The sequence below is a fragment of the Gordonia namibiensis NBRC 108229 genome (assembly GCF_000298235.1).
Taxonomy (GTDB): domain Bacteria; phylum Actinomycetota; class Actinomycetes; order Mycobacteriales; family Mycobacteriaceae; genus Gordonia; species Gordonia namibiensis.
On record NZ_BAHE01000035.1, the window covers coordinates 1 to 21,928 of the forward strand.

General features: G+C 67.9%; 21 protein-coding genes. 13 read left to right on the top strand and 8 right to left on the bottom strand.

What is annotated here, in order from left to right; genetic code table 11:
- A partial coding sequence (locus GONAM_RS16990; protein WP_006867992.1) for an IniB N-terminal domain-containing protein occupies nucleotides 1-725 on the bottom strand: 725 nt, incomplete at its 3' end.
- 344 nt (nucleotides 726-1,069) lie between these two features.
- Here GONAM_RS16990 and GONAM_RS16995 point away from each other — a divergent pair.
- The 4 genes from GONAM_RS16995 (at nucleotide 1,070) to GONAM_RS17010 (ending at nucleotide 6,859) form a co-directional block, all read left to right on the top strand.
- A complete protein-coding gene (locus GONAM_RS16995) occupies nucleotides 1,070-2,788 on the top strand; it encodes an Hsp70 family protein (protein ID WP_006867993.1) in 1,719 nt (572 codons plus the stop codon).
- The gene (locus tag GONAM_RS23040; RefSeq protein WP_006867994.1) at nucleotides 2,775-5,273 is read left to right on the top strand and encodes a LuxR family transcriptional regulator; all 2,499 of its coding nucleotides are present in this window, start codon (nucleotides 2,775-2,777) and stop codon (nucleotides 5,271-5,273) included. The genes GONAM_RS16995 and GONAM_RS23040 overlap by 14 nt, the downstream gene beginning before the upstream one ends.
- A gap of 245 nt (nucleotides 5,274-5,518) precedes the next feature.
- Complete coding sequence (locus GONAM_RS17005; protein WP_040536799.1) at nucleotides 5,519-6,208, top strand: hypothetical protein; 690 nt, start codon at nucleotides 5,519-5,521, stop codon at nucleotides 6,206-6,208.
- Between the two features lie 153 nt (nucleotides 6,209-6,361).
- Nucleotides 6,362-6,859, top strand: a complete 498-nt coding sequence (locus GONAM_RS17010) for a DUF421 domain-containing protein (protein ID WP_006867997.1) — start codon at nucleotides 6,362-6,364, stop codon at nucleotides 6,857-6,859.
- A 120-nt stretch (nucleotides 6,860-6,979) separates the two neighbouring features.
- On the opposite strand, the gene GONAM_RS17015 is transcribed toward GONAM_RS17010, so the two are convergent.
- The 5 genes from GONAM_RS17015 to GONAM_RS17035 form a co-directional block, all read right to left on the bottom strand.
- Entirely contained in the window at nucleotides 6,980-7,444 is a 465-nt protein-coding gene (locus GONAM_RS17015) for a hypothetical protein (RefSeq protein WP_040536789.1), read from the bottom strand.
- Nucleotides 7,445-7,730: 286 nt separating this feature from the next.
- On the bottom strand, nucleotides 7,731-9,020 hold the full coding sequence (locus tag GONAM_RS17020; RefSeq protein WP_006867999.1) for a sensor histidine kinase: 1,290 nt from the start codon (nucleotides 9,018-9,020) through the stop codon (nucleotides 7,731-7,733).
- 10 nt (nucleotides 9,021-9,030) lie between these two features.
- Nucleotides 9,031-9,669: a response regulator gene (locus tag GONAM_RS17025; RefSeq protein ID WP_006358886.1), complete on the bottom strand. Its 639-nt coding sequence runs from the start codon at nucleotides 9,667-9,669 to the stop codon at nucleotides 9,031-9,033.
- Between the two features lie 57 nt (nucleotides 9,670-9,726).
- Complete coding sequence (locus tag GONAM_RS17030; RefSeq protein ID WP_006868000.1) at nucleotides 9,727-10,047, bottom strand: DUF4286 family protein; 321 nt, start codon at nucleotides 10,045-10,047, stop codon at nucleotides 9,727-9,729.
- Between the two features lie 31 nt (nucleotides 10,048-10,078).
- The gene (locus GONAM_RS17035; RefSeq protein WP_051992597.1) at nucleotides 10,079-11,029 is read right to left on the bottom strand and encodes a hydroxymethylglutaryl-CoA lyase; all 951 of its coding nucleotides are present in this window, start codon (nucleotides 11,027-11,029) and stop codon (nucleotides 10,079-10,081) included.
- Between the two features lie 183 nt (nucleotides 11,030-11,212).
- Here GONAM_RS17035 and GONAM_RS17040 point away from each other — a divergent pair, with 183 nt between their 5' ends.
- From GONAM_RS17040 to GONAM_RS17055, 4 genes are all read left to right on the top strand, one after another.
- Nucleotides 11,213-11,908, top strand: a complete 696-nt coding sequence (locus tag GONAM_RS17040) for a GntR family transcriptional regulator (protein ID WP_006868002.1) — start codon at nucleotides 11,213-11,215, stop codon at nucleotides 11,906-11,908.
- 207 nt (nucleotides 11,909-12,115) lie between these two features.
- Nucleotides 12,116-13,348 carry a CaiB/BaiF CoA transferase family protein gene (locus GONAM_RS17045; protein ID WP_006868003.1) on the top strand — a complete coding sequence of 411 codons (1,233 nt, stop codon included), beginning with the start codon at nucleotides 12,116-12,118 and terminating at the stop codon, nucleotides 13,346-13,348.
- 130 nt (nucleotides 13,349-13,478) lie between these two features.
- Nucleotides 13,479-14,261 (top strand): 2OG-Fe(II)-dependent halogenase WelO5 family protein, encoded by a 783-nt coding sequence (locus GONAM_RS17050; protein ID WP_006868004.1) that lies wholly within the window; start codon nucleotides 13,479-13,481, stop codon nucleotides 14,259-14,261.
- A gap of 47 nt (nucleotides 14,262-14,308) precedes the next feature.
- Nucleotides 14,309-14,746, top strand: coding sequence for a cupin domain-containing protein (locus GONAM_RS17055; protein ID WP_006868005.1), 438 nt, complete (start codon nucleotides 14,309-14,311; stop codon nucleotides 14,744-14,746).
- A 213-nt stretch (nucleotides 14,747-14,959) separates the two neighbouring features.
- Here GONAM_RS17055 and GONAM_RS17060 read toward each other — a convergent pair whose 3' ends face one another.
- On the bottom strand, nucleotides 14,960-15,796 hold the full coding sequence (locus GONAM_RS17060) for a mycofactocin-coupled SDR family oxidoreductase (protein ID WP_006868006.1): 837 nt from the start codon (nucleotides 15,794-15,796) through the stop codon (nucleotides 14,960-14,962).
- A 53-nt stretch (nucleotides 15,797-15,849) separates the two neighbouring features.
- Nucleotides 15,850-16,266 (bottom strand): GlcG/HbpS family heme-binding protein, encoded by a 417-nt coding sequence (locus GONAM_RS17065; protein WP_006868007.1) that lies wholly within the window; start codon nucleotides 16,264-16,266, stop codon nucleotides 15,850-15,852.
- A 353-nt stretch (nucleotides 16,267-16,619) separates the two neighbouring features.
- Here GONAM_RS17065 and GONAM_RS17070 point away from each other — a divergent pair, with 353 nt between their 5' ends.
- From GONAM_RS17070 to GONAM_RS17090, 5 genes are read left to right on the top strand one after another with little or no spacing between them, the layout of a single operon-like run.
- On the top strand, nucleotides 16,620-17,363 hold the full coding sequence (locus GONAM_RS17070) for a maleate cis-trans isomerase family protein (protein WP_006868008.1): 744 nt from the start codon (nucleotides 16,620-16,622) through the stop codon (nucleotides 17,361-17,363).
- A 47-nt stretch (nucleotides 17,364-17,410) separates the two neighbouring features.
- A complete protein-coding gene (locus GONAM_RS17075; protein WP_006868009.1) occupies nucleotides 17,411-18,538 on the top strand; it encodes a substrate-binding domain-containing protein in 1,128 nt (375 codons plus the stop codon).
- Between the two features lie 46 nt (nucleotides 18,539-18,584).
- Nucleotides 18,585-19,622 carry an ABC transporter permease gene (locus GONAM_RS17080; RefSeq protein ID WP_006868010.1) on the top strand — a complete coding sequence of 346 codons (1,038 nt, stop codon included), beginning with the start codon at nucleotides 18,585-18,587 and terminating at the stop codon, nucleotides 19,620-19,622.
- Entirely contained in the window at nucleotides 19,622-21,196 is a 1,575-nt protein-coding gene (locus GONAM_RS17085) for a sugar ABC transporter ATP-binding protein (RefSeq protein WP_006868011.1), read from the top strand. The genes GONAM_RS17080 and GONAM_RS17085 overlap by 1 nt, the downstream gene beginning before the upstream one ends.
- Nucleotides 21,193-21,855, top strand: coding sequence for an isochorismatase family protein (locus GONAM_RS17090; RefSeq protein WP_006868012.1), 663 nt, complete (start codon nucleotides 21,193-21,195; stop codon nucleotides 21,853-21,855). Before GONAM_RS17085 ends, GONAM_RS17090 begins: the two co-directional genes overlap by 4 nt.
- The last annotated feature ends 73 nt before the right edge of the window (nucleotides 21,856-21,928 follow it).

Here is a 21,928-nt window from a genome sequence, read left to right on the forward strand (position 1 = left end):
GATGCGCCGAGCTGACCGGCCAGCGCACCGTCGGCATCGATCGCGCCGGCGAGCGCACCGGCGATCAGCGGTCCGGCGCCCGCACCGAGTTCGAGGCTACCGGCGACCAGGGAGTCGAGGGCAGCACCCAGCGTGGCGCCGAACTGTGCCGCCACCGCGCCCCCCGCGCCCAGCCCGGCGGACAGGGCCGCACCGAGAGCGACGGCCAGCTGACCGGCCAGGTCGAGATCACCGAAGGCGATACCGCCGAGGTCCAGGTCGGCGAGAGAGAGGCCGGACAGGTCGACATCCCCGAGCCCGATACCGCCGAGGAGACCGCCGAAGTCGAAGTCGCCCAATCCGATTCCGCCCAGTCCGATTCCGCCGAGGTTCACCCCGCCGAGGTCGAGGCCACCACCCCCGACGTTGATGCCACCGAGATCGACGTCACCGAGGCCCAGCCCACCGAGACCGAACCCGATACCGCCCCCGGCGCCACCGCCGACGGCCCCGCCGATCGCTCCGCCGCCGGCACCGATGGCACCGCCCAGGCCACCACCGGCAGCGCCGCCGGCAGCCAGGCCGGAGTCGGCGACGAGCGGCGCCGCGGCCGAGATGTGGGCGGGCGTGATCCCGGTGAGCCCGGCGCGGTCGATCGCGGCCTGGGGGTCACCGCAGTAGGTGTTGAACGCGTCCTCGTCGCGGAGCAGACCGAGGATGAAGTCGAGTACCGCATTGGTCGGCATGGCGTCGTTCCTTGCGTCGGAGAGATCGCAGTTCGATCCCGTGTCGAGTTCGACGCTAGGCAGCGGTGGGCTCCGGGACATCGGGGCAAATCCCTAGTCCTGTCACGGACCCGGTGAACGGGGGATCGACCCGGGAGTCTCCGTGCACCGGTAGGGGGCAGGGAGTTTTCCCCTAATCGCGGCCGAAACGCTAACGGCCGGGTCATGGCCCGCGACACACTCTGTGACGTGCAGCGCCCGCATCGGCCGCGGCACGCGCCATCAGACGAACACCCACGCCGCGCGAGTGGCCGGACGGTGATCGCCATCGACCACCCCGCGGGTGGGAACAGGAGCTGACCGACATGGGCATCACGATCGGTGTGAAGGTCGGGAGCGCGAACAGTGTCGCGGTCGTCGCCACCGAACACTCGTGGGAGAACTCGCTCTCCGTCGAGACCACCGGCCTGGTGGGTTCCGGCGACTTCCTGGACCGCGTCGGCGATCCGGTACCGGTGCTCGACGACCGCGGACGGAGCCGACCCGCCGCACAGATCCACGCCGAGGCGGTCGCCGCGCTCCTCACCCGACTCGACCTCGCCGATCCGGTCGATCACCTGGCCGTCGTGCATCCGGACACGTGGACGTCGCAGGCCGTCGACGAAGCCCACGCTGCCCTCCTCGAGCGGGACGACCTGCAGACGGGCGAGATCAGCTGGGTGCGGGAGTCGCGCGCGACGCTGGCCGCCGTCGAACACAGCGAGGGTGCCCTCGGCGAGGGCCTCGTGATCGGCTACGACCTCGGCGCATCGGCGCTGACCGTCACCGTGCTCGCCACCGGCGACGAACCCCGTGTGGTGAGTCGGCCGTTGCGCCTCGACTCGGTCAGCGGAAACGAGTTCGACCGGCTGCTGCTGGCGCACACGCTGCGGGTCACCGGTGTCGACGCCGAACTCGCCGACCCCGGTCGAGCCTCGGCGGTCCTCGACGATCTGACCCGGCTCCGCACCGAGTGCCGAGCAGCCAAGGAAGCCCTGTCGGTCGACACCGACGCGGTCGTCGACGTCCGGGTGGGGGAGGCGACCACCGTCGCCCGACTCGTTCGCGACGACGTCGAGGAGTTGGTCCGGGGACCGATCGCGGAATCGGTGGCGCTGATCCGCGAGGCCCTCGCGAGTGCGGGGGCAGACCAACCGGGAGGACGCCCGAGCCCGGTGACGGCGATCGTTCTCGGCGGCGGGGGCGCGTCGATCCCACTCGTCACCGAGGTGATGTCGGCAACCCTGCGCATGCCGGTCCTCCTCGACCCCCAACCCGGTTCGGCGTCAGCGGCCGGCGGTGCACTGCTCGGTATCGCCGCGCTCGGCGCGCGTGCCTCCGCCGCGCTCGAACCGACCACGGAGATCCCGGGGCAGGCGCTCGGACCGTTGCCGGGGGAACGTCCGCTGCGCGAGATCGAGCCGGCGCCCAGTACTCCGGTCGCGACTCCGGCGCCGCGTCTGTCCCGGCGTCGGCGTGGAATCCTGATCACGGCGGGCGCCGCGGCGTTGGTGCTGGTCTCGGCGACCGGACTGTCGGTGGGGACGGGTCTCGTCGGGTCCACCGGCGAGGCGACGCCGCCTCCCGCCGGTGCAGTGACGACGGTCGACGCGACTCCGGGGAAACCCGGCCGACCGGCGCCGACCGTCACCGAGGCCGCTACCGGAACCCGGGCCGCCGCCACCGGCACGGGTACGCGGGCCGCGGGAACCGGCACCGGTACGGGAACCCCGGCCCCGCGACGATCGACCGCGGCCGCCCCGGCGGGTACCTCGGCCCCGGGAACCACCAGCGCGCCCCGCGGCGGTCAGGCACCCTCGACCGGTGGACAGGCCCCCGCACCGGCGGCCCCGCCTCCTGCGCCGGCGCCCGTCGATTCGGTTCCCGCGCCCGTGCCCGATCCGCAACCGAGCCCGGATGTCTCCGAGCAGCCGAGCACCGGGGGCGGAGGCGGGGGCCGCTCGGGCGGTGTCCTGCAGGTGCCCGGCCGGATTCTCGACGGCACCGGTCAGGTCCTGTGTGGCGTCACCCGTGTCGTCTGCTGAGGCCGGGCGGGCGACTGTCTCGCCCACCCCGACCAGCGGTGATCGCCGGGATCCCGCGTCGACCTGGGTCGACGACATCCTCGGCCGTGCGCGCACGAGGTTCCCGCTCTGCGCGGTTGTCGTCGGCATCCCGGGAAGCGGACGCAGTGCGCTGCTGAACGTCGTGCACGAGCGGTTGCGCGAAGTCGACATCCCGGTCAGCGTCGGCATGCCGGCCGGTGGCGACACGGTCGGCCCGACGCTGGTGCTGGCCGACGACCTCCACACCTGGCCGGGTGACCTCGTCGCGCGGATGGCGACGATGATCGACGCCGGAACCATCGGTCTGATCGCGACGACCGAACCACGGGAAACCGACCCGGCCCTTCGCGCGGTGCTCGACCTCGCCCGCCGCTCGGGCGCGGTCCTCGAGCTCGGCACGATGAGCACGGCGGACGTACTCGTTCAGGCGGCTCGTACCGGTCTCACGCTCACGCCGGCGACCGCGTCGCTGATCCGACGACGCTGCGGTGGTGCGCGCAACGTCGTGACCGCTGCGTTGCTCTCGATCCGGGAGGAAGCGGCGGCAGCGGTGCCCGGAGAGACCGTCGACGAGCTGGTGATAGTCGAGCGCGTGGCGCGCGACCGTCACCATCGTCTGCTCCGGGGCCTCGACCCGACGACACTGTCCGTCCTGGCCCTCGCTTCGCTGCGGGCGCCGTTGGACCCGGGGAGCCTCGCCGAGACGCTCGACGTCCCGTACGAGGCAGCGGTCGAGGCACTCGACCGTGCGCGGGGGACCGGCCTGCTGCGCGGTGCCGACGTATTCGTTTCCGCGGCAGGTGATCCGCTACGCGCGGTTGTCGGAAACCGGCGGCTCGACCAGCTCCGCCGTACGTCGGTGGCGGTGCGTCTGCGGGCAAGTGAACTGACCGTCGACGACGCGTTGCACGCAGCGGAAGCGGGGATCGAGGACCCGCGTCTGGTCGACACCCTGCTCGCCGGTGCGGCTGATGCCACGGCGGCACGCGCGGTGGTCCTGCTCCGTGCCGCCGATCGTCTGGAACCGGGGCGTGACGACGTCCGCCTCCTGATGGCCCAGCGCGCCTTGGTTTCCGGTGATGTCGACGGCGCGGGCGAGGTCGCGGACCTCCGGCTCGAGTCGGCTCGACCCACGGAGAAGGGGATCGAACACTGGGTGGGGATCGCGGCCCTCGTCGCGGCCCAGCGTGGTCTCGGTTCTCACGCAGCTGATCTCTACCGTTGGCTCGGTCCCGACAACATTGCGGCCGAATCCCTTTCGGCCGTCACGGCGTTGGTGGCGGTCGGGGACAGGGCATCTGCCGCGGCGGTCGCCGCCGCTGATGCGGGGCGCCCGCCGGTGGGTGCCCGAGCAATACGGTCACGGGCGGTCCGGGGCCTGCTCGCGTCGGTGTGCGCCGACCACGAAGACGGTGGCGACGCGGTCGGTCTCGTGGTCCGCGGGCTCACGTCGGCCGTTCCGGGCGGGCGCGATCCCTCGATCGGGAGGACCCTGCACGCCGCGACCGCACTGGCGCTGAACAGCGGTGACCTCGACGCGGCCCGCGCGCTTCGGAAAGCTGCGGGTGACTCCGCCGCAGGAGCTCTGCTCGATGCCGAGATCGCGCTGACCAGCGGGGACCTCGATGCGGTCATTCGTCTGCTGCCGACCGAGGAGCCCGCCGGGGCAGCCGACCGATTGCGGGCGCATGCCGTCCGCCTCGGCCACGGGCGCCGCAACGGCGACACCTCGGCACTCGCCGCGCTGTGGCCCGAAGCGCCGGCGCTGCTCGCCGCGACCGAGATCGACCTCTATCTCCTGCAGTCCCTCGCCGAGTTCTGGCAGGCCGCTGCACGACTGGACGTCACGGCGTCGATCGACCGGCACATCAGCGCGGCCGATCGGTTGCTCGAATCAGTGGGCAATCCGGTGACCTGGGCGGCACCGTGGCATTTCGCCGGAGTCCAGGCGGCGGTCATCGCTCGCGATGCCGAGCTCGCAACCGAGCGTCAACGACTGCTCCAGGGAGTTGCCGGGAGCAACGAGACCGCCTCGGGCCTCGTGGCGGCTGCCCGCACCTGGATGGCGCTCACCTTCGAGCCGGTCGGCAGCGTCGACGACGCGCAGGTGGCCGCCGCGGTGGCTGCCCTTCGGTTGCGTGGACTGACCTGGGAGGCAAGCCGTTTGGCGGGGATCGCGGCGCTACGCACCGACGACCCGGGCAGGTCGGCGGGCCTGCTGGAGACGGCCCGGTCGGTCGACGCCGATCGTCGCCGCCCCCGCCCCGTCGACGGCCTGCTGACCGAACGCGAGGCCGAGGTCGCACGTGAACTGTTGCAGGGTTTCACCTACCGGGAGATCGGGGCCCGCTTGTTCATCTCGGCGAAAACCGTGGAGCACCATGTATCCCGTATCCGACGCCGTTTGGATGCGGGTTCGCGCTCGGAATTGATGGCCGCATTACGGGCCGCGGGATACAGCTGATTTCGCGATTTCATCCCCAAGAAAGAATTCGATTCATACCCACCTAAGGGCGCAATTCATACCTACGTAAGCACAATGTGAGGGTCGGGTGCTCTGTCCGAGTTGTCGCGAATCGATGTTATTCGATCGGCAATTCACCAATTTCAATTGTGTGATGTGTTCCTCAAAAGGGGTGGTAGCCCTTGTTTTCGTTTGTTACGTTCGCCGATGTCCATAAATCGAAATAAATGGAGGTCGGGAAACACATGAAACGTAATCTCATTCGTGCAACCACTGTCGGCGCAGCTCTCGGAATCGCGGGACTCATCGCACCTGGCGTGGCAAATGCCGCACCGGTGGACGAGAACAATTGCGCAAAGGTCTCTACGCCGGGTAACACCGCCGGCTGGGGAAATGAGTTCTCCGACGAGGAGGGGCAGGCCGGAAAGTACTCCGACGTCAACGTCAACGACGAGGACGGTTCGCTGCAGTTCGTGACCACCGCGACCACGCCGCGACAGGCCTCCTATCACGCCGCAGGCCAGTTGCCGCTCGCTGACGTGGCCAAGAAGCCGCTGACATTCCACAAGTCGGCGGGCCAGGCGAACTGGCAGATCCGCGTGACCGGAGCAGAGACCGGTCAGGGTAACGGCTTCGCGACTCTGGTCTGGGCCGCCCCCGAGGGCAAGACGTTGGCCGACGCGACCGATTCCGACCAGTGGTGGGCGACGCGAAACCTCCCCGGTATCCCGCGGGCTCAGACCGCAACCCTGGCTCAGCTCATCCAGGCTGCCGGTGACGACGCGGTCGTCGACCACTACGGCATCTCGAGCCAGCCAACGGACAGCACCGGGACCGTGAACATCGACAATGTCTCGTTCAACGGCTGCACCACGAACTTCAAGGCCACGGATGACGCCGGTGGCTTCGGCTCGCTGGAGAACCTCTTCCCGTGATGTCGGCCTGATTCGACGCAACGCGTTTGCACGGACCCGCGACCTGGTCGGTCGCGGGTCCGTCGTGCTGCGTCGGGTGTTTGGCACCAACATCACGTAGGTACTTCTGCGACACGCCGTACACGAGGGCCGGGGCGGCAGAAGGGAGCTGCGGTGAACTGGTCGTCGATCTTCGGTTTCTCGGTGCCGGTCGAGGAGTCGATCGTCCGCGGGACCGTGACGTTCTTCGTGGTGTTCGTCCTGATGCGCGTGGTGGGGCAGCGGGAATCAGGTGGACTGGGTCTGACCGATGTGCTGCTGGTGGTGTTGATGTCCGAGGCGGCCGCGGCCGGGCTGCAGGGCAGCCGTATCTCCTCGGTGTCCGACGGCACGATACTTGTCGCGACCGTTCTGTTCTGGAGCGTCAGCCTCGACGCGCTCGCCTATCGGTTCCCGCGTATCGCCGGCTGGGTGAAGGCCAGGCCGCGCCCTCTCATCGAGGACGGCACATTGAACCGAAAGGTGATGTTGCGCGAGTTCATGACCTACGACGAGGTAATGTCCCAGTTGAGGTTGCACGGGGTCGACGAGCTCGCGTCGGTCGAACGCGCCTACGTCGAACCCAACGGAATGATCAGCATCATCCGCGTCCCCGGACCGTCCCCCGACTGAGTGCTCTCCCGCCGAGCCTGTTCTCCGTGCCGGTTGAGCTTGTCCGACACCACCGCAGGCCCCGCGACCTCTCGGTCACGGGGCCTGTGGTGTTTCCAGTGATCAGCAGGCGTCCTCCACTCACCACTGGTCGAATCCGACATTGGCTTGCGGGAAGCCGGTGTCGATGTTGCTGTTCATCCAGTACTGCTGCGACCGGGGGCCCCAGATACCGCTCATGTCGGTGTTCACGTTGAACTTGTGGTTGGTGAGCTGGTAGTTGGCGGTGGGGCCGAAGAGGCCGATGCGGTACATCGCGTTGACGTCGAGGTGATTGTTGAACGGTGCGACGGCCGTGATGGTTTCGGTGGCACCGGGGTAGAGGACCTTCTTCGGTGCGTTCACCCACTGGCCGCCGTCGGCGTTGCTGCCGATCAGGTACTCGGGCTTGTCGGTGTGGTTGGTGATCGTCATCGCGACCGTCGGCTCTCCCGGGCGGGTGATCGGCATGGTGCCGGCGTGGGCTGCTCCGGAGGCACCGAGTGCGATGCCGGCGGCTGCGGCGAGTCCGAGGGTTCCGGCTGCGATGCGGGACGCGATCTTCATGGGGTTCTCCGAGTCTCTGGTGAGGGTCTTTGTGTGGTTGTTCCGGGCTGTCCCGGTGACACCAATGACTTTCCTCGGAAAACACCCCGCCCGGATTCCGCCGACCGGGTGATGCACCGGTGGATTGCCGCATCCACCGATCGGTGGACACAAGCCCAGACCGGCGCTGAAAACCGCCCCTGGGATCGGCCCCCGCAATGCACCCTCCACAGCCCGGCCGACGACATGGTGACAGCGAGGCCGCTGCACAGGGCTCTTATCGGGGGCGCTTTTCGGCGGGCCGGGGTCAGACCTCGCGCGCGGGCACCTCGACCACGACGGCGGTCCCACCGCCGGGCCGGTTCTGCAGGGAGAACGCACCGCCGACCCCCTCGATACGTACTCGCCGCGAGGCCAGGCCGATGTGGCCGGCGGCCTGGCGACGACGCATCAGTTCCTCCACCTCGATCTCGTCGGGGAGTCCGACACCGTCGTCGACGACGACCAATCGCGCGACCCCGTCGTCGAACTCGGCCGTGACCTCCGCGGTGTCGGCGTCCGCGTGTTTGACCACGTTGGTGAGCAGCTCGCGTGCCGCGGCGAACAGCAGCGAGTCGGCGGTGGTGCGCAGCTCGGTCGGCCAGGCGGCGGTGTCCACCGAGATCGACGGTGCGCCCGCGCGGCTGCCGTACGACGACGCGAGGTCGGTCAGTGCGACGGCGAGCCCGGCCTGTTCGAGGACCGCGGGATGCAGTTCGCTCAGGGTCGAGCGGAGCAACCGTGCCGAGTCGCGCAGGGCGCCGTCGACCCGGTCCAGGGTCACGGGATCGGCCGAGCCCCGCAGTGTCGCAAGCTCTTGCCGTGCGGCGAGCACATATTGGAGTGCGCCGTCGTGGAGGCTGTCGGCGAGGTCACGGCGTTCGCGCTCCTCGATCTCCATCGTCGCGTCGAGGAGTCGGGCGCGTTCGGCGGCGAGTGATCCGATGGTAGTCACCCGGGATCGTTGTAGGCGGGACAACAGGACCGCCCCGACCGCGAGAGCTGCGACCACGAGGATGCGCAACACGATGATCGACCAGGGCTCGCCGTTCGAGTCCCGGGCGAGGACGTTGGCGACCGCGTAGACCACCACCGTCGACGCCACGACCATTGCACAGAGGCGCGGCTGCAGCGAGATGGCCGCGATCATCGGGACCAGAGCGAAGCCGGCGATCAGCGCATCGGTGGTCCAGCTGACCTCGTTGGACATACCGGCGACGACAGCCAGGATCGTCAGCAGCAGAAGGTCGATCGGCAACGCGATCCACGAGTAGCGGACCATCCAGGACTGGTGGCTCCGGGCCACGACGGCTCCGGCGACACACCAGGCCGCATAGAGAACGGCGGTGACGACACTGAACACAGCCGCATGGTCGGGCGGATCCAGGCAGACCGTCAGGAGCACGAAGAGTGCCAGGAAGAGTCGCAGGAGCACCTGGATCCGGATTCCGCGGATCGCGTGGTCGACGAGGATTCGGTGGATGCGCGGCTCGTCGGCGAACTCGCCGAAGCCTAGATAGACGGTCAGACCGGCGATCTCGACGTCGGAGTTGCGCATCACCCGCCGGTTACTCGAGAAGGCCACGACGCATCGCCTCGGCCACCGCGGCGGCACGGTCGGAGACCCCGAGCTTCTCGTAGAGACGCTGGGTGTGGGTCTTCACGGTCGCGGCCCCGATGTACAACTCGGCGGCGACCTGCGGAATCGACTGTCCGCGTGCGAAACCGGCGAGGACCTGCCGTTCGCGTTCACTCAGGGCCGGTGCATCCCGCTGGGTCTGGGCTCTAATCTCCCCGGCCAGGCCGGCCGCGAGCCCCGGGGGTACCACGGTCTCGCCCTTGGCGACCCTGGTCACCGCGCCGACGATCTCGTCGCGGTCGGCATCCTTCGACAGGTAACCGGCGGCGCCCTCCTGCAGCGCCCGGAAGACGATGGGTCCCTCGGTGACCGCGGACAGCAGGAGGACACGCGTCGGCAGCTTGTCGCGGGTGACCGCGTGGGCCAGCTCGACACCGGTCATCCCCGGCATCTGATGGTCGACGACGGCGACGTCGGGATTCTCGCGCCGGATGAGTTCGAGGCCGGCGGCGCCGTCAGCGGCCTCGCCGACCACCCGCACCCGACCGCTTTGCGTGAGACCCCGCGACACCCCGTCCCGGAAGAACGGGTGATCGTCGACGACGACCGCGGTCACGAGGGTTTCCATCGCCCCAGAATACGGGGCATACAACGCGTTTCACCCGGTTACACGGGTTTCGGGGCCTTACTCGGCGTGCTGCTCCTCGATGAACTCGAACAGACGGAACTCCGAGCCCGGGTCGGTGCGCGAGGCGGTGGTCGGCGTCCGGTTGCCCGCGTCGGCATGGATCCGGGCGACGATCTCGGGGAGATCACCGTCGAGCGTGTAGGCAGCCATGTACCGGTGGGTGGCCTCGGGATCGGTCGACTTGTATCGCACCGCGCTCGTGACGCCTTCCGTTGCAAGTATTTCCGGAAGGTGATGGGTGGTGTACCACTCGTTGAACTCGTCCTCGACGGAATCGTCGCGCGGATGGGTGAAGGCGATGTAGAGGCCTCGTGCCATGGTCTTTCCTCTTTCTCGAACCGGGATCGGATCAGGCGGACGGGAGTTCGGCCGGGGGAAACAGGCCCGCGCGGGACAGCTGGCCCGGCACCGTCGTCCCGAGCATCTCGCCGAGCCGGCGGGCGCCGTCGATGAGTACGGACGGGTCGACGCCGGTGTCGCATCCGCTGCGGTCGAGGAGGTACCAGAGGTCCTCGGTGGCGATGTTGCCCGTCGCGGCCGGGGCGAACGGGCATCCGCCGATACCGCCGAGGCTCGCGTCGAGGGCCGACGCCCCGAGCTGCAGCGCAGTGAGAGCGTTGGCATAGCCGGTGTTCCGTGTGTTGTGGAAGTGCCAGCGCAGCGGCATCCCGGGGGCTTCCCGGCGGGCTGCGTCGGCGAGTGCGACGACCTGTGCCGGAACTCCGACGCCGATCGTGTCGGCCAGGGCGATCTCATCGGGCTGTACATCGCTGCACCGTCGGAGCAGGTCGGCCACCCGCTCGACGGGAACCTCGCCCTCGAACGGGCAGCCGAAGGCGGCGGCGATGGTCACGGTGGTCTTCAGGCCCGCATCCGATGCCCGCTTGGCGAGACGATTCCACAGGTCGACGCCCTCGTCGGTGCTGGTTCCCTGGTTGCGCCGGCTGAAGGTGTCCGACGCGACGACCACGATGTTGACCTCGTCGAGACCGGCCGCGATGGCGCGATCGAGTCCGCGCTCGTTCAGGACCAATCCGATCCAGGAGACCTCGCCGCGCGGCAGGGCAGCGGAGACCGCCTCGGCATCGGCCATCTGCGGGACCCGCTTGGGATGGACGAAACTCGTCGCTTCGATTCGACGGAGACCCGCTGCCACCAGATGATCGATGAGTTCGAGTTTGGTCTCGGTCGGCAGGAGCGTCGCCTCGTTCTGCAGGCCGTCGCGGGGCGATACCTCGACGATGGTGACCGACTCGGGGGTGATCGACGAGGAGGTTACGGAGGACGGGGTGTGGGGCATGACTGTGTCCGGCTGCTCGGACGCCGTGTTGTTTGCCATGCCCGGATGTTCCCCCAGCCGCAGAATGTATGCAAGTGGACGGACGTCATGTGTCCATTACGTAAGAAGTTCCAGTAATTAACGAGTTTTCGGTTGTAGGCCGACTGTCGCCGGGCTAACATGTATGCAATCTAGGAGGTAAGAGTGTCTCAGGCATCACAGCGCGCCACGGATCTCCTCCGCGCGAAGATCCTCGAAGGTCGATGGAAACCGGGTGATCGGCTCGCCGAGGTCGAACTGGCCGAGATCCTCGAGGTCAGTCGTACGCCGGTGCGAGAAGCGCTGTCGCGATTGGCCGTCGAGGGTCTGGTCGAGATGTCCCCGAACAAGGGCGCCCGCGTGGCGACCTGGTCGGAGGCCAGGCTGAACGAGATCTTCGATCTCCGTTTGCTTCTCGAGCCGGTGGCCACCGGCAAAGCGGTGGGCCGGCTGAACGACGACGAGATCGACGAACTCGAAGAACTCGCCGTTCGTATGCACGAGCACGGCCGCCCCGGTGGAGATCGTGACTTCAGCGAGATCGCCCGGTTGAACCGCAAGTTCCATGCGACGTTGATCGAGAAGGCCGAGAGTCTGCAGCTCGAGGCGACGCTGACGTCGGTCCGGCACATCTCCTTGGCGACCCGCAACTACCAGCACTTCACCGAAGACAGCCTGTCGCGCAGCCTTTCTCATCATTTCGAGATCGTCGCGGCGGTCCGGGCCGGCAACTCCGACTGGGTGGAGGCGGTCATGCGCTGCCACCTGCACAACGCCCGCACCGCGATGCTGGGCGCGATGAGCAACCCGACCATCGGTGCAGACAACACCCGTGACGGCATCGGCGCCATCCTCGCCTGACGCCACACCGACGTATCCAGACCGACCCGGAGAACATCCGGAACCCACCCCGACAGACCACATACCGCTTGCGAACAACGGGCCGTCGACGGCCCGGTGACCCCTTCTTCATCCAGAGCGCCCGCGCAAACCCCTGCGTGTGGTGGCGATGACGCATACATCCATCCGGCCCGGCGCATCGGGCTCCCAACGAACAGGAAGTACGAGATGAGCAACGAGACCATTCAGACCGCCCCCGAGCACGACCAGGTCGGACCGCTGTCCGATCTGCGCGTCGTCGAGATGGGCCAGCTCCTGGCCGGACCGTTCTGCGGCCAGCTGCTCGCCGATTTCGGCGCCGAGGTCATCAAGCTGGAGGATCCGGGCCGTGGTGACCCGATGCGTCAGTGGGGCCGCAAAAGCGCTCAGGGACAGTCACTCTGGTGGCCTGTCGTCGGCCGGAACAAGAAGTCGGTGACCTGCAACCTGCGGACCCCGGAAGGCCAGCAGATCGCCCGCGACCTGATCGCGACCGCCGACATCCTCATCGAGAACTTCCGTCCGGGCACGCTGGAGCGCTGGGGTCTGAGCTACGAGGAGCTCAGTGCGCTCAACCCGAAGCTGATCATGGTGCGGGTCACCGGTTACGGCCAGACGGGGCCGTATGCGCCGCGGGCCGGTTACGGTTCGATCGGCGAGGCGATGGGTGGATTGCGTTACATCACCGGCGATCCCGACAGCCTTCCGAGCCGGACCGGCATCTCCATCGGCGACTCGCTCGCAGCCGTCTTCGCGACCATCGGTGCACTGACCGCACTCCACGGGGTGCGCCGGACCGGCCGTGGCCAGATCGTCGACTCCGCCATCTACGAGGCAGTGCTGTCCCTGATGGAATCGACCGTGCCGGAGTACCAGCTGACCGGTTACCAGCGGGAGCGCACCGGCTCGATTCTGCCGAATGTCGCACCCAGCAACGTCTATCCCACCGCCGACGACTCGAGCATCCTGATCGCGGCGAACCAGGACACCGTCTTCCGCCGCCTCGCGGAGGCGATGGGCGAGCCCGAACTCGCCGACGATCCGCGGTACCACAACCATGCCGAACGGGGCGCCAACCAGGTCGAGCTCGACGACCGCATCGCCGAGTGGACCCGCCGTCAGCAGTCCGACGATCTCCTGGCCCTGCTCGAGGAGAAGGGCGTGCCCGCCGGCCGTATCTACCAGGCCAAGGACATGCTGGCAGATCCGCACTTCGCCGCACGTGAGGCCATCGTCACGCTGCAGCACAAGGTCTTCGGCGACTTCCCGGTCCAGAACGTGGCCCCGAAGCTGTCGTCGACGCCGGGCACGATCCGCTGGCTGGGACCGGAGCTCGGTGAGCACACCGCCGAGGTCCTCGGCGACGTCCTCTCCCGTACCCCCTCCGACATCGACGAACTCCGGACGTCGGGCGTCATCTGACAATCCGGGACAAGACGTAACGCAGAAGCAACCACGGACCGGCAGTTGTATGCAATGCTAAGGATCTGCGCCGTTCCCGGACGTGTCTGCGAACGAAAGTATGCAATAGAGCGCTAGAAAGGAACGTCCAATGTCTGCATGGAAGCAGAGCACTGCGGCCGAGCTGAGCCCCGAGTCGCTCGCGGCCCTGATCCGCAACGAGATCCCCGCCATCCGCATCGAGAACTTCGCCGATGCCGAGGAGTGCGCCGCGTTCACCAAGGCGGTGTACGACTCACCCGACCTGAAGTCGTACAGCGTCGCCACCCCGACCCACTACCTCGGCCTGGTCATGTACGAATACCGCCAGGACGGCGGACGCAAGCAGGAGTTCTTCGACGCAGTCCCCGAAGCCGTTGCGGCGCAGGAGAAGCTGTACAAGCAGTCGTTCGACGTTCCCCAGCGCTTCCGCGACCTGATCGGCGCGCACCACCCGGGTGACGTCCTCGTCCCGTCCGAGCCCGACTACGGGGACTACTGCCCGGTGGTCGTCCGCATCGCGTCCAACGGCGTCCACCTGCACGCCGACTACGCACCGTACAACTCCCCGGACTGGGCCATCGGCGGCATCGAGGACCAGATCACCTGGAACCTCTACACGCAGTGCCCGTCCGTGGGCGGCGAGACCACCGTCTACAACAAGCCGTGGGTGCCCGCCGAAGGTGAGGATCCGGCACGCGGCCTCCCCGACGGCTCGGTGGAGACCGACGACTCGATCGAGAGCTTCACCTTCGCACCCAAGGTCGGAGAAGTGGTGCTGTTCAACCCCCGCAACCCCCACAAGATCGCTGCCGGCGCCACGGAAGGCGAGGGACGCGTGTCCATCGGCTCCTTCCTCGGGACCAAGGGCGCCGACCTGTGGATGTGGTCCTGACCATCGGGACCCGACCTCCCCTGAACCACTGACTCAAGGAGACAGACATGGCAATTGACCCAGAAGACCGGATGATCAAGCCCAGCGGGCGCCTGTTCACCAAGAACTCCGACATCCCTGCCGACCCGGTGAGCCTGATCGAGGACACCGTCGAGGACGGCGAGCTCACCGTTCGCGCGCTGATGGTCGGCGAGGAGATGATCTTCGTCGAGGCGTTCAAGGGCAAGGGAATGATCGATCCCACCCACCAGCACGACGACCACGAGTCGATCGGTTACCTGCTGCGCGGCAAGATGCGCGTCGTCATCGGCGAGGAGGAGTTCATCGCCGAGGCCGGCGACGTCTGGCTGCACCCGCGCGGCGTCCCGCACATGAGCGAGGCCCTCGAGGACTCCATCCAGCTCGAGATCAAGTCGCCGCCGCGCAAGACCTGGTACACCGACGCCGAGCTCGCCGAGCGCGCGAAGCGTCAGCCCGCGAACTGACCACTGCCGCCACCCCTCCCGGCGACAGCGGTACACGAACGACAACGCCCCGGCCACCCGCCGGGGCGTTCTCGTGTCTCCGGACCGGGATGCCAGATCCACAAGCCGCGCAATGCATCCGGTGCTCCGGTGCGTGTCACGGCACGGTCGGCCCAGATACGACAGAGCCCCTCGAGCAGATCGCTCGAGGGGCTCTGTGCGGGAAACGAGATGTCAGGCAGCGCCGTTGGTGGCACCCGAACCGGCCAGGGGGCCGATGGTCTCACCGGTGATGAACTTCGACTCGGGGGAGACGAGGAAGGCGATGGTGCGCGAGACGTCGATGGGCTCGATCCACGGGACACCCATCGGGTTGATGACGTAGGCCTCTTCGATCTGCTCCTGGGTCGGGTTCTCGATGCCCGGCAGGAAGAGTGCCTCGCACGCGTCGTTGCGGATCATGTCGGTGTTGACGTTGGTCGGGGTGACGGCGTTGACGGTGACGCCGCTCTGGGCGACCTCGAGGGCTGCCGACTTGACCAGACCGATGACGCCCCACTTGGCGGCGCAGTAGTGGGCCAGGTTGTTGAAGCCGATGTGGCCGCCGCCCGACGAGGTGGCGACGACGCGTCCGTAGCCGGCCTTGACCATGTGGGGCAGAACGGCGCGGAACGAGTTGAAGACACCGGTCAGGTTGATGTCGACGGTCTCGGCCCACACCTCGCCGCTCATCTCGGCGATCGGGACGGCGGTCATGATGCCGGCGTTGGCCAGGAGGATGTCGATCTTGCCGAAGCGCTCGACGATCTCGTCGGCGAAGGCGATGAGACCGTCGAGGTCCCGGACATCGACGACGCGGGCGTACGCCTTGCGGCCCTCGGCCTCGATGAGGCGGACGGTCTCGTCCAGGTCGGCCTGCGTGGCCATCCCGTAGGGGGTCGTCACGTTGTCCTTGACGGAGTCGACGATGACGATGTCGGCGCCCAGGCTGGCGAGGTGGACGGCGTGCGAGCGGCCCTGGCCGCGTGCGCCGCCGGTGATGAAGGCGATCTGCCCGTCAAAAGTACCCATGTCAGATTTCCTCTTTCCGTTGCTGTTTGACACTGAAGTTCTGGGGGGCCGCGTCAGCGACCGAGGGCGGTGGCGCCTGCGTCGGCCACCGTGACGTCCTGCTCCGTCGATCCACCGCTGACGCCGAGGGCGCCGACCAGCACACCGTCGATGTGCAGCGGGACGCCGCCGCCGAAGGGGGTGAACCCCGGGACGCTGGTGATCGACCCGGCGAACGAGGCGTTGGCGGAGCCCGCCTCTTCCCACATGGAGGTCGGCTGGCCCATACCGACTGCGGTGTAGGCCTTTCCGCCGGCCATGCTCAGCCCCATCAGCGGGCTGTCGTCCATCCGCTGCGAGGCGATCTGCTGTCCGGCGTGATCGACGACGACGAGCGCCATCGGCACCGAGATCTCGGCTGCCTTCGCACGCGCCGCCGCGATCACGGCCTCGGCGTCGTCCAGCGTGAGGACGGTTCGTTGACTGGCCATGGCTACTCCTCTGTGTGCTTGCCCCACCGGTTGTTTCCCGGCTCGGGGCGCAGCGTGATCTTCCTGGTTGGGCTGCCTGCTCAGTATGACCGTCGACGGCCGACTGCGCAATGGACATGTATACAACCGTCCAAGTTCTCTTAACGCTGCTAAACAGCGTTTTAGGGCTCTCCGACGCCGAATCTGGGCCCAACTCGTTGGTAAATACCCTGTTAATCGACGCGATCTGGGCTACTCTTTGCCCGTGGTCCTGCCATATGGTTTGACGCGAAGCAGTGATCTGCCACGACCCCCCATGTACACAAAATCCCCCGAGAACCCCGGATTGTGTGCAGTTTTCCCGAAGGAGATCCATGGTTGACGTTCTTGGCTACCGCAACGTCTTTGGCGTGCTCGCCCCCTCGACGAACACGGTCGTCGAGCCGGACTACTACCGGATGACGGTGCCCGGCGTGACGCCTCACGTCGGCCGCATCCACATCCGCGACCAAACCCTGACCAGCAACGAGGACTTCGAGGGTCTGCTCGAGCAGATTCGCGCCGAGATCAATGCCGCATGCGAGCGCGTGTTGACCTGCGACCCCGACTACCTCGTGATGGGCATGTCCGCCGAGACCTTCTGGGGCGGTGTCGAAGGCAACCGGCAGTTCACCGAACAGCTCGAGAGCTTCTCCGGCCTGAAGGTCGCCACCGGTGCCGACGCCGTGCGCCGCGGACTCGACCTGTTCGGCGCCAAGCGTCTCGGCGTGGTCACCCCGTACCAGCCGATCGCCGACGAGAACGTGCGGCTCTTCCTCTCCGAGGCCGGCTACGACGTGGTCAACCTCAAGGGACTGCGCTGCCCCTCCGCGGTGGACATCGCCCGCGTCAGCGAAGACGAACTGCGACAGGCGATCCTGGAGGTCAACGGCCCCGACGTCGACGCCATCGTCCAGGTCGGCACCAACCTGTCCATGGTCGGCCTCGCCGACGAGGCCGAGCGCTGGCTGGGCAAGCCCGTCATCGCCATCAATGCGGCCACCTGGTGGCACGCGCTGCGTTCCAACGGCGTCACCGACCAGATCCACGGGTTCGGCACCCTGCTGCGCGAGCACTGAGCCCCAGCCCCGAACCACGCTCTGCACAACACTTTCGAGGAGAACCGATGAAGAAGACAGCATCCTGGATGCTCACGACGGTCGCCGCAGGCGCCCTGCTCGCGGGCTGTACCAGCGCAACCGCCGACAACGGCTCGAGCGCGTCCGGTGAGAAGGTCAGCAACGCCTGCACCCAGGCCGCCGGCGCCATCGTCGACAAGGCCCGCGAGGCCACCCCGCTGATCGTGCCGGAGGCCCCGCTCGATCTCGCCGCCGCCAAGGGCAAGAACATCTGGATGATCATGGTTGTCACCAACCAGTTCACCTCCGCTGCCGCCGAGGGCTTCAACGAGGCCGCGGCCGCCGCCGGCGTCAAGGCCACCGTGTACGACGGCCAGGGCCAGACGAACAAGTTCAACGAGGGCATGGCGCAGGCCATCGCACAGAAGGCCGACGCGATCGTCCTGCTGGGCATCGAGCCGGCCATGCTGTCCGGCTCGCTCAACGACGCTGCGCGCGCGGGCATCCCGGTCATCAACGCCCTGTCGGGTGACGCATCGGCCCCGCTGGCCAACGGCGTCTTCGCGAACGTGAGCGCCGACTACACCGCCGACGGCGCCTCCCTCGCCGCATGGACGCTGGTCGACTCCAACTGCTCGGCGTCGACGTTCTTCGCGCAGCCGACCGCGATCGAGATCTACCAGAACATGGCCAATGGAGCCGAGAAGGTCTACCGCGAGAACTGCCCGGACGACTGCTCGCTGGACATCCAGGAGATCGACCTGGCCAACGCCGCGACCGACCTCCCCCAGAAGGTCGAGACGGCGATGAAGCGCAACCCGGACACCACCTACGTGATGACCAACTGGGACTCGGGCGTCACCTTCGTCGAGCCGACCGTCGCCATGACCAACCCCGACGCCAAGATCCTCGGCCGCGACGGCATCGCGACCAGCCTCGACTCGATCCGCTCGGGCAAGGGCCAGGACGTCACCATGGCGGCCCCGCCGGAGGCGTGGCTCGGCTGGGTGATGGTCGACAACGCGGTGCGCGCGGTCACCGGCGCCCAGCCCTCGGGCATCGTCATCCCCACCCGTCTGGTGGACGAGACCAACATCGGCGGCTCGAACGCCGAGGTGAACCCCAATTACAAGGATTTCCAGAACTCGTTCAAAGAGGCCTGGTCCAAGAACTGATCCGCGCGCGGGCTGAGCATGCCCGCGGCACACACACGGAGACATCATGAGCAATGACCTCGGCACCGTTGCGGCGCCCCCCTCACGCCCACCGGCGATCCAGAAGTCACCGACCGAATCGGTGGCCGGCTCCACAAAAGCCCGCCAGAGCACATCGTTCGTGGAACGCTATGCGCTGGTAGGACTCCTGGTGCTCGCGTTCGCGCTGTGCGCCGTCTTCCTGCCCGAGTTCCGGTCGACGGGCATCGTCTCGGCGATGGTCAACTCGCAGGCGATCATCCTGCTCCTCGCGCTGGCCGCGACCCTGGCGCTGCGGACCGGTGACTTCGACCTCGCCATCCCGGGCGTCATGGTCACCAGTGCGTGTGTGGTCGCGGTCATGTCGACCAACGGGTACTCGCCGGCCGCGGTGATCCCGGCTGCTCTGGCGGTCGGGCTCATCGTCGGCCTGATCAACGCCCTTCTGGTCGTGAAGGTCGGGGTGGACTCGTTCATCACGACACTCGGTATGTTCACCGCCCTCTCGGGCATCGGATACGCCATCACGGGTTCCAAGATCGTCACCGGCGTCCCGGACTTCTACGTGGAGCTCTCGCGGGCCAAGCTCCTGGGCCTGCCGATGACCACCTGGTACGGCTGGCTGCTCGTGGCCGTGCTGTGGTTCGTGTACCAGCGCACCCCGATGGGCCGCTACATGCTGTTCATCGGCGGCAACCGTGATGCCGCTCTGCTGGCGGGTATCTCGGTGGCACGTATCCGCACGATCACCTACGTGGTCTCGGGTGTGGCCGGTGCCCTGATCGGCATCATCCTGGTCGGCAACCTCGGCGCGATCGATCCCGGTATCGGCAGCCAGTACCTCCTGGCCCCGTTCGCCGCGACGTTCCTCGGTGCCACCGCGATCACCGTCGGCCGCTTCAACGCGATCGGCACCCTCGTCGCGGTCTACCTCCTGGTCGTCGGCATCACCGGCCTCCAGCTGGCCGGCGCGGCATCGTGGGTCAGCCCGCTGTTCAACGGTCTGGCACTGATGATCGCCGTCGCCCTCGCCAAGCTCGTCGGCAAGCGTCGCGGAGCCGCGTGATGACGCCGGAGTCGGCGGCCGCCACCCTCCCGGGTCGGGGAGGGGGCGGTACCGCGGGTCCCGCACTGCAGATCGAGGGTCTGTCGAAGCAGTTCGACGGCAACTACGCGCTGCACCCGCTCGACTGGGAGGTCAAGCGCGGCGAGGTTCACGCCCTGTGCGGACAGAACGGCAGTGGCAAGTCGACGATGATCAAGTGCCTGGCCGGCTACTACCGGCCGGACAGCGGTCGGGTGCGTCTGTTCGGTCGCGAGCTCGACCTGCCGGTGCGCAACCCGGCCGAGCACGGCATCGCCGTCATCCATCAGGACCTGGGTCTCGCCCCGGAGATGACGGTGCTCGAGAACATCGGCGTCGCAACCGGTTACGGCACCCGTGGCTTCGGCTGGGTGCGTGATCGCCAGGAGGCCAAGGCCTGCCGCGAGATCGCCGAACGTCTCGGCATCGAACTGCCGCTCAACACCTTGGTCGCCGACCTCAGCCCGGCGCAGCGTGCGCTCGTCGGTCTGGTCCGAGCGGTTCGCGCGCTCGGTGACGGGCACGACGGCCACCTGTTCATTCTCGACGAACCGACGGCGTCGCTGTCGCACAGCGAGGCGGCACAGGTCACCGCCATGATGCGCAGTGTCGCCGAACTGGGTTCGAGCGTCATCTTCGTCAGCCACCGGCTCAGCGAGGTGCTCGACGACTGCGACTCCGTCACCGTGCTGCGGGACGGCAAGCGGGTTCTCACCCGGTCCACCGCGGGACTCACCCGTTCGGACCTGGTCGCCGACATCCTCGGCCGGCGGCTGACGGACTACTACCCGGATCCGCCGGAACGCGCCGGTGCCACACCTGCACAGCTCGTGCTGGAGAACGTGAGTGGCGGTGTGGTGAAGGATCTCTCGGTCACCGTCGAGAAGGGCGAGATCGTCGGGTTCACCGGCCTGGCCGGCATGGGTCACGAAGAACTGCCGCTGGTCCTGGCCGGCAAGCTGCCGCGCACCGGTGGCACGGTCACCGTCGACGGCACCACAGTCGAACCGAACCGACCCCGGGCCGCCATTGCCGCCGGCCTGGCGCTGGTCCCGGGCAACCGTCATCGAGACGGTGTCTGGCTCGACGCCTCGGCCGCCGAGAACGTCACGCTGCCGAGCCTGGGCTCGTTCACCAAGTTCGGTGTCGCGACCAACTGGCGCAAGGAGCGGTCGACGGCGATCGACCTCGTCGAGGAGTCGGGTGCCGTTCCGGCGCAACCGCATTGGCCGATCCGCCAGTTCAGCGGCGGCAACCAGCAGAAGATCGTGCTGTCCAAGTGGCTGCACCTCGACCCGACCGTGCTCCTGCTCGACGAGCCCACCCAGGGCGTCGACGCCGGTGCGTCACGTCAGCTGTTGGACCGGGTCGCCGACCTCGCCGCCGACGGTGCGTCGGTCCTGGTGTTCTCCGGTGATCACGAGCAACTCGCGGCGATCTGCCACCGTGTCCTCGTCCTGCACCATGGAGAGGTCGTGGCAGAACTGCCGCGGGCCGAACTCAGCGAGCAGGCTCTCCTGGAAGCGTGCGAACAGAAGGTGGAGGTCGTCGCGTGAGCGATCACGGGAACACGGTCACCGACGCGGACGGCATCGCCGCCGACTACGCGAAGGCGGGATTCGGTGGCGCGCTGGGCTGGGGTTCCCGGCCCGCGCTGCTGATGATCGACATGATCGAGGCCTACTTCCGGCCGGGATCGCCGTTCTGCCTTCCCGATCCGGAGGTGGTCGACCGGTGCGCCACGCTCCTGGAGGCCGCTCGCCGTGCGGGCATCCTGATCGTCCACACGCGGGTGGAGTACACGCCCGGCCTCGCCGACGGCGGTGTCTTCGTCCGGAAGGTGCCCGCACTGGGTGTCCTCGAGGCCGGTCATCCGGACGGCCTGGGTGAGTTCGTCGAGCCGCTGCGTCCGCAAGCGGGCGAGGTCGTCGTGGTCAAGCAGTACGCCTCGGCGTTCTTCGGCACGTCGGTCGCGGCAACACTGGTCGCCAACGGCGTCGACTCGGTGTTCGTCGCCGGCGTCTCGACCTCGGGGTGTGTGCGTGCGAGTGCCACCGACGCCATGCAGCACGGGTTCATCCCGAAGGTCGTCGCCGATGCCTGTGGGGATCGCAACCCCGCGGTGCACGACGCGAATCTGTTCGACCTCGACGCCAAGTACGCCGACGTCATCGATCTCGACACGGCGTGCGCGCGAATGGCGTTCACGGACTGACCATCCAGGCGCCCCGGACGGCGCCACCGCGCACGATCCCCCCACGTGGCGCGACGGTGCCGCCGGGCGTGTC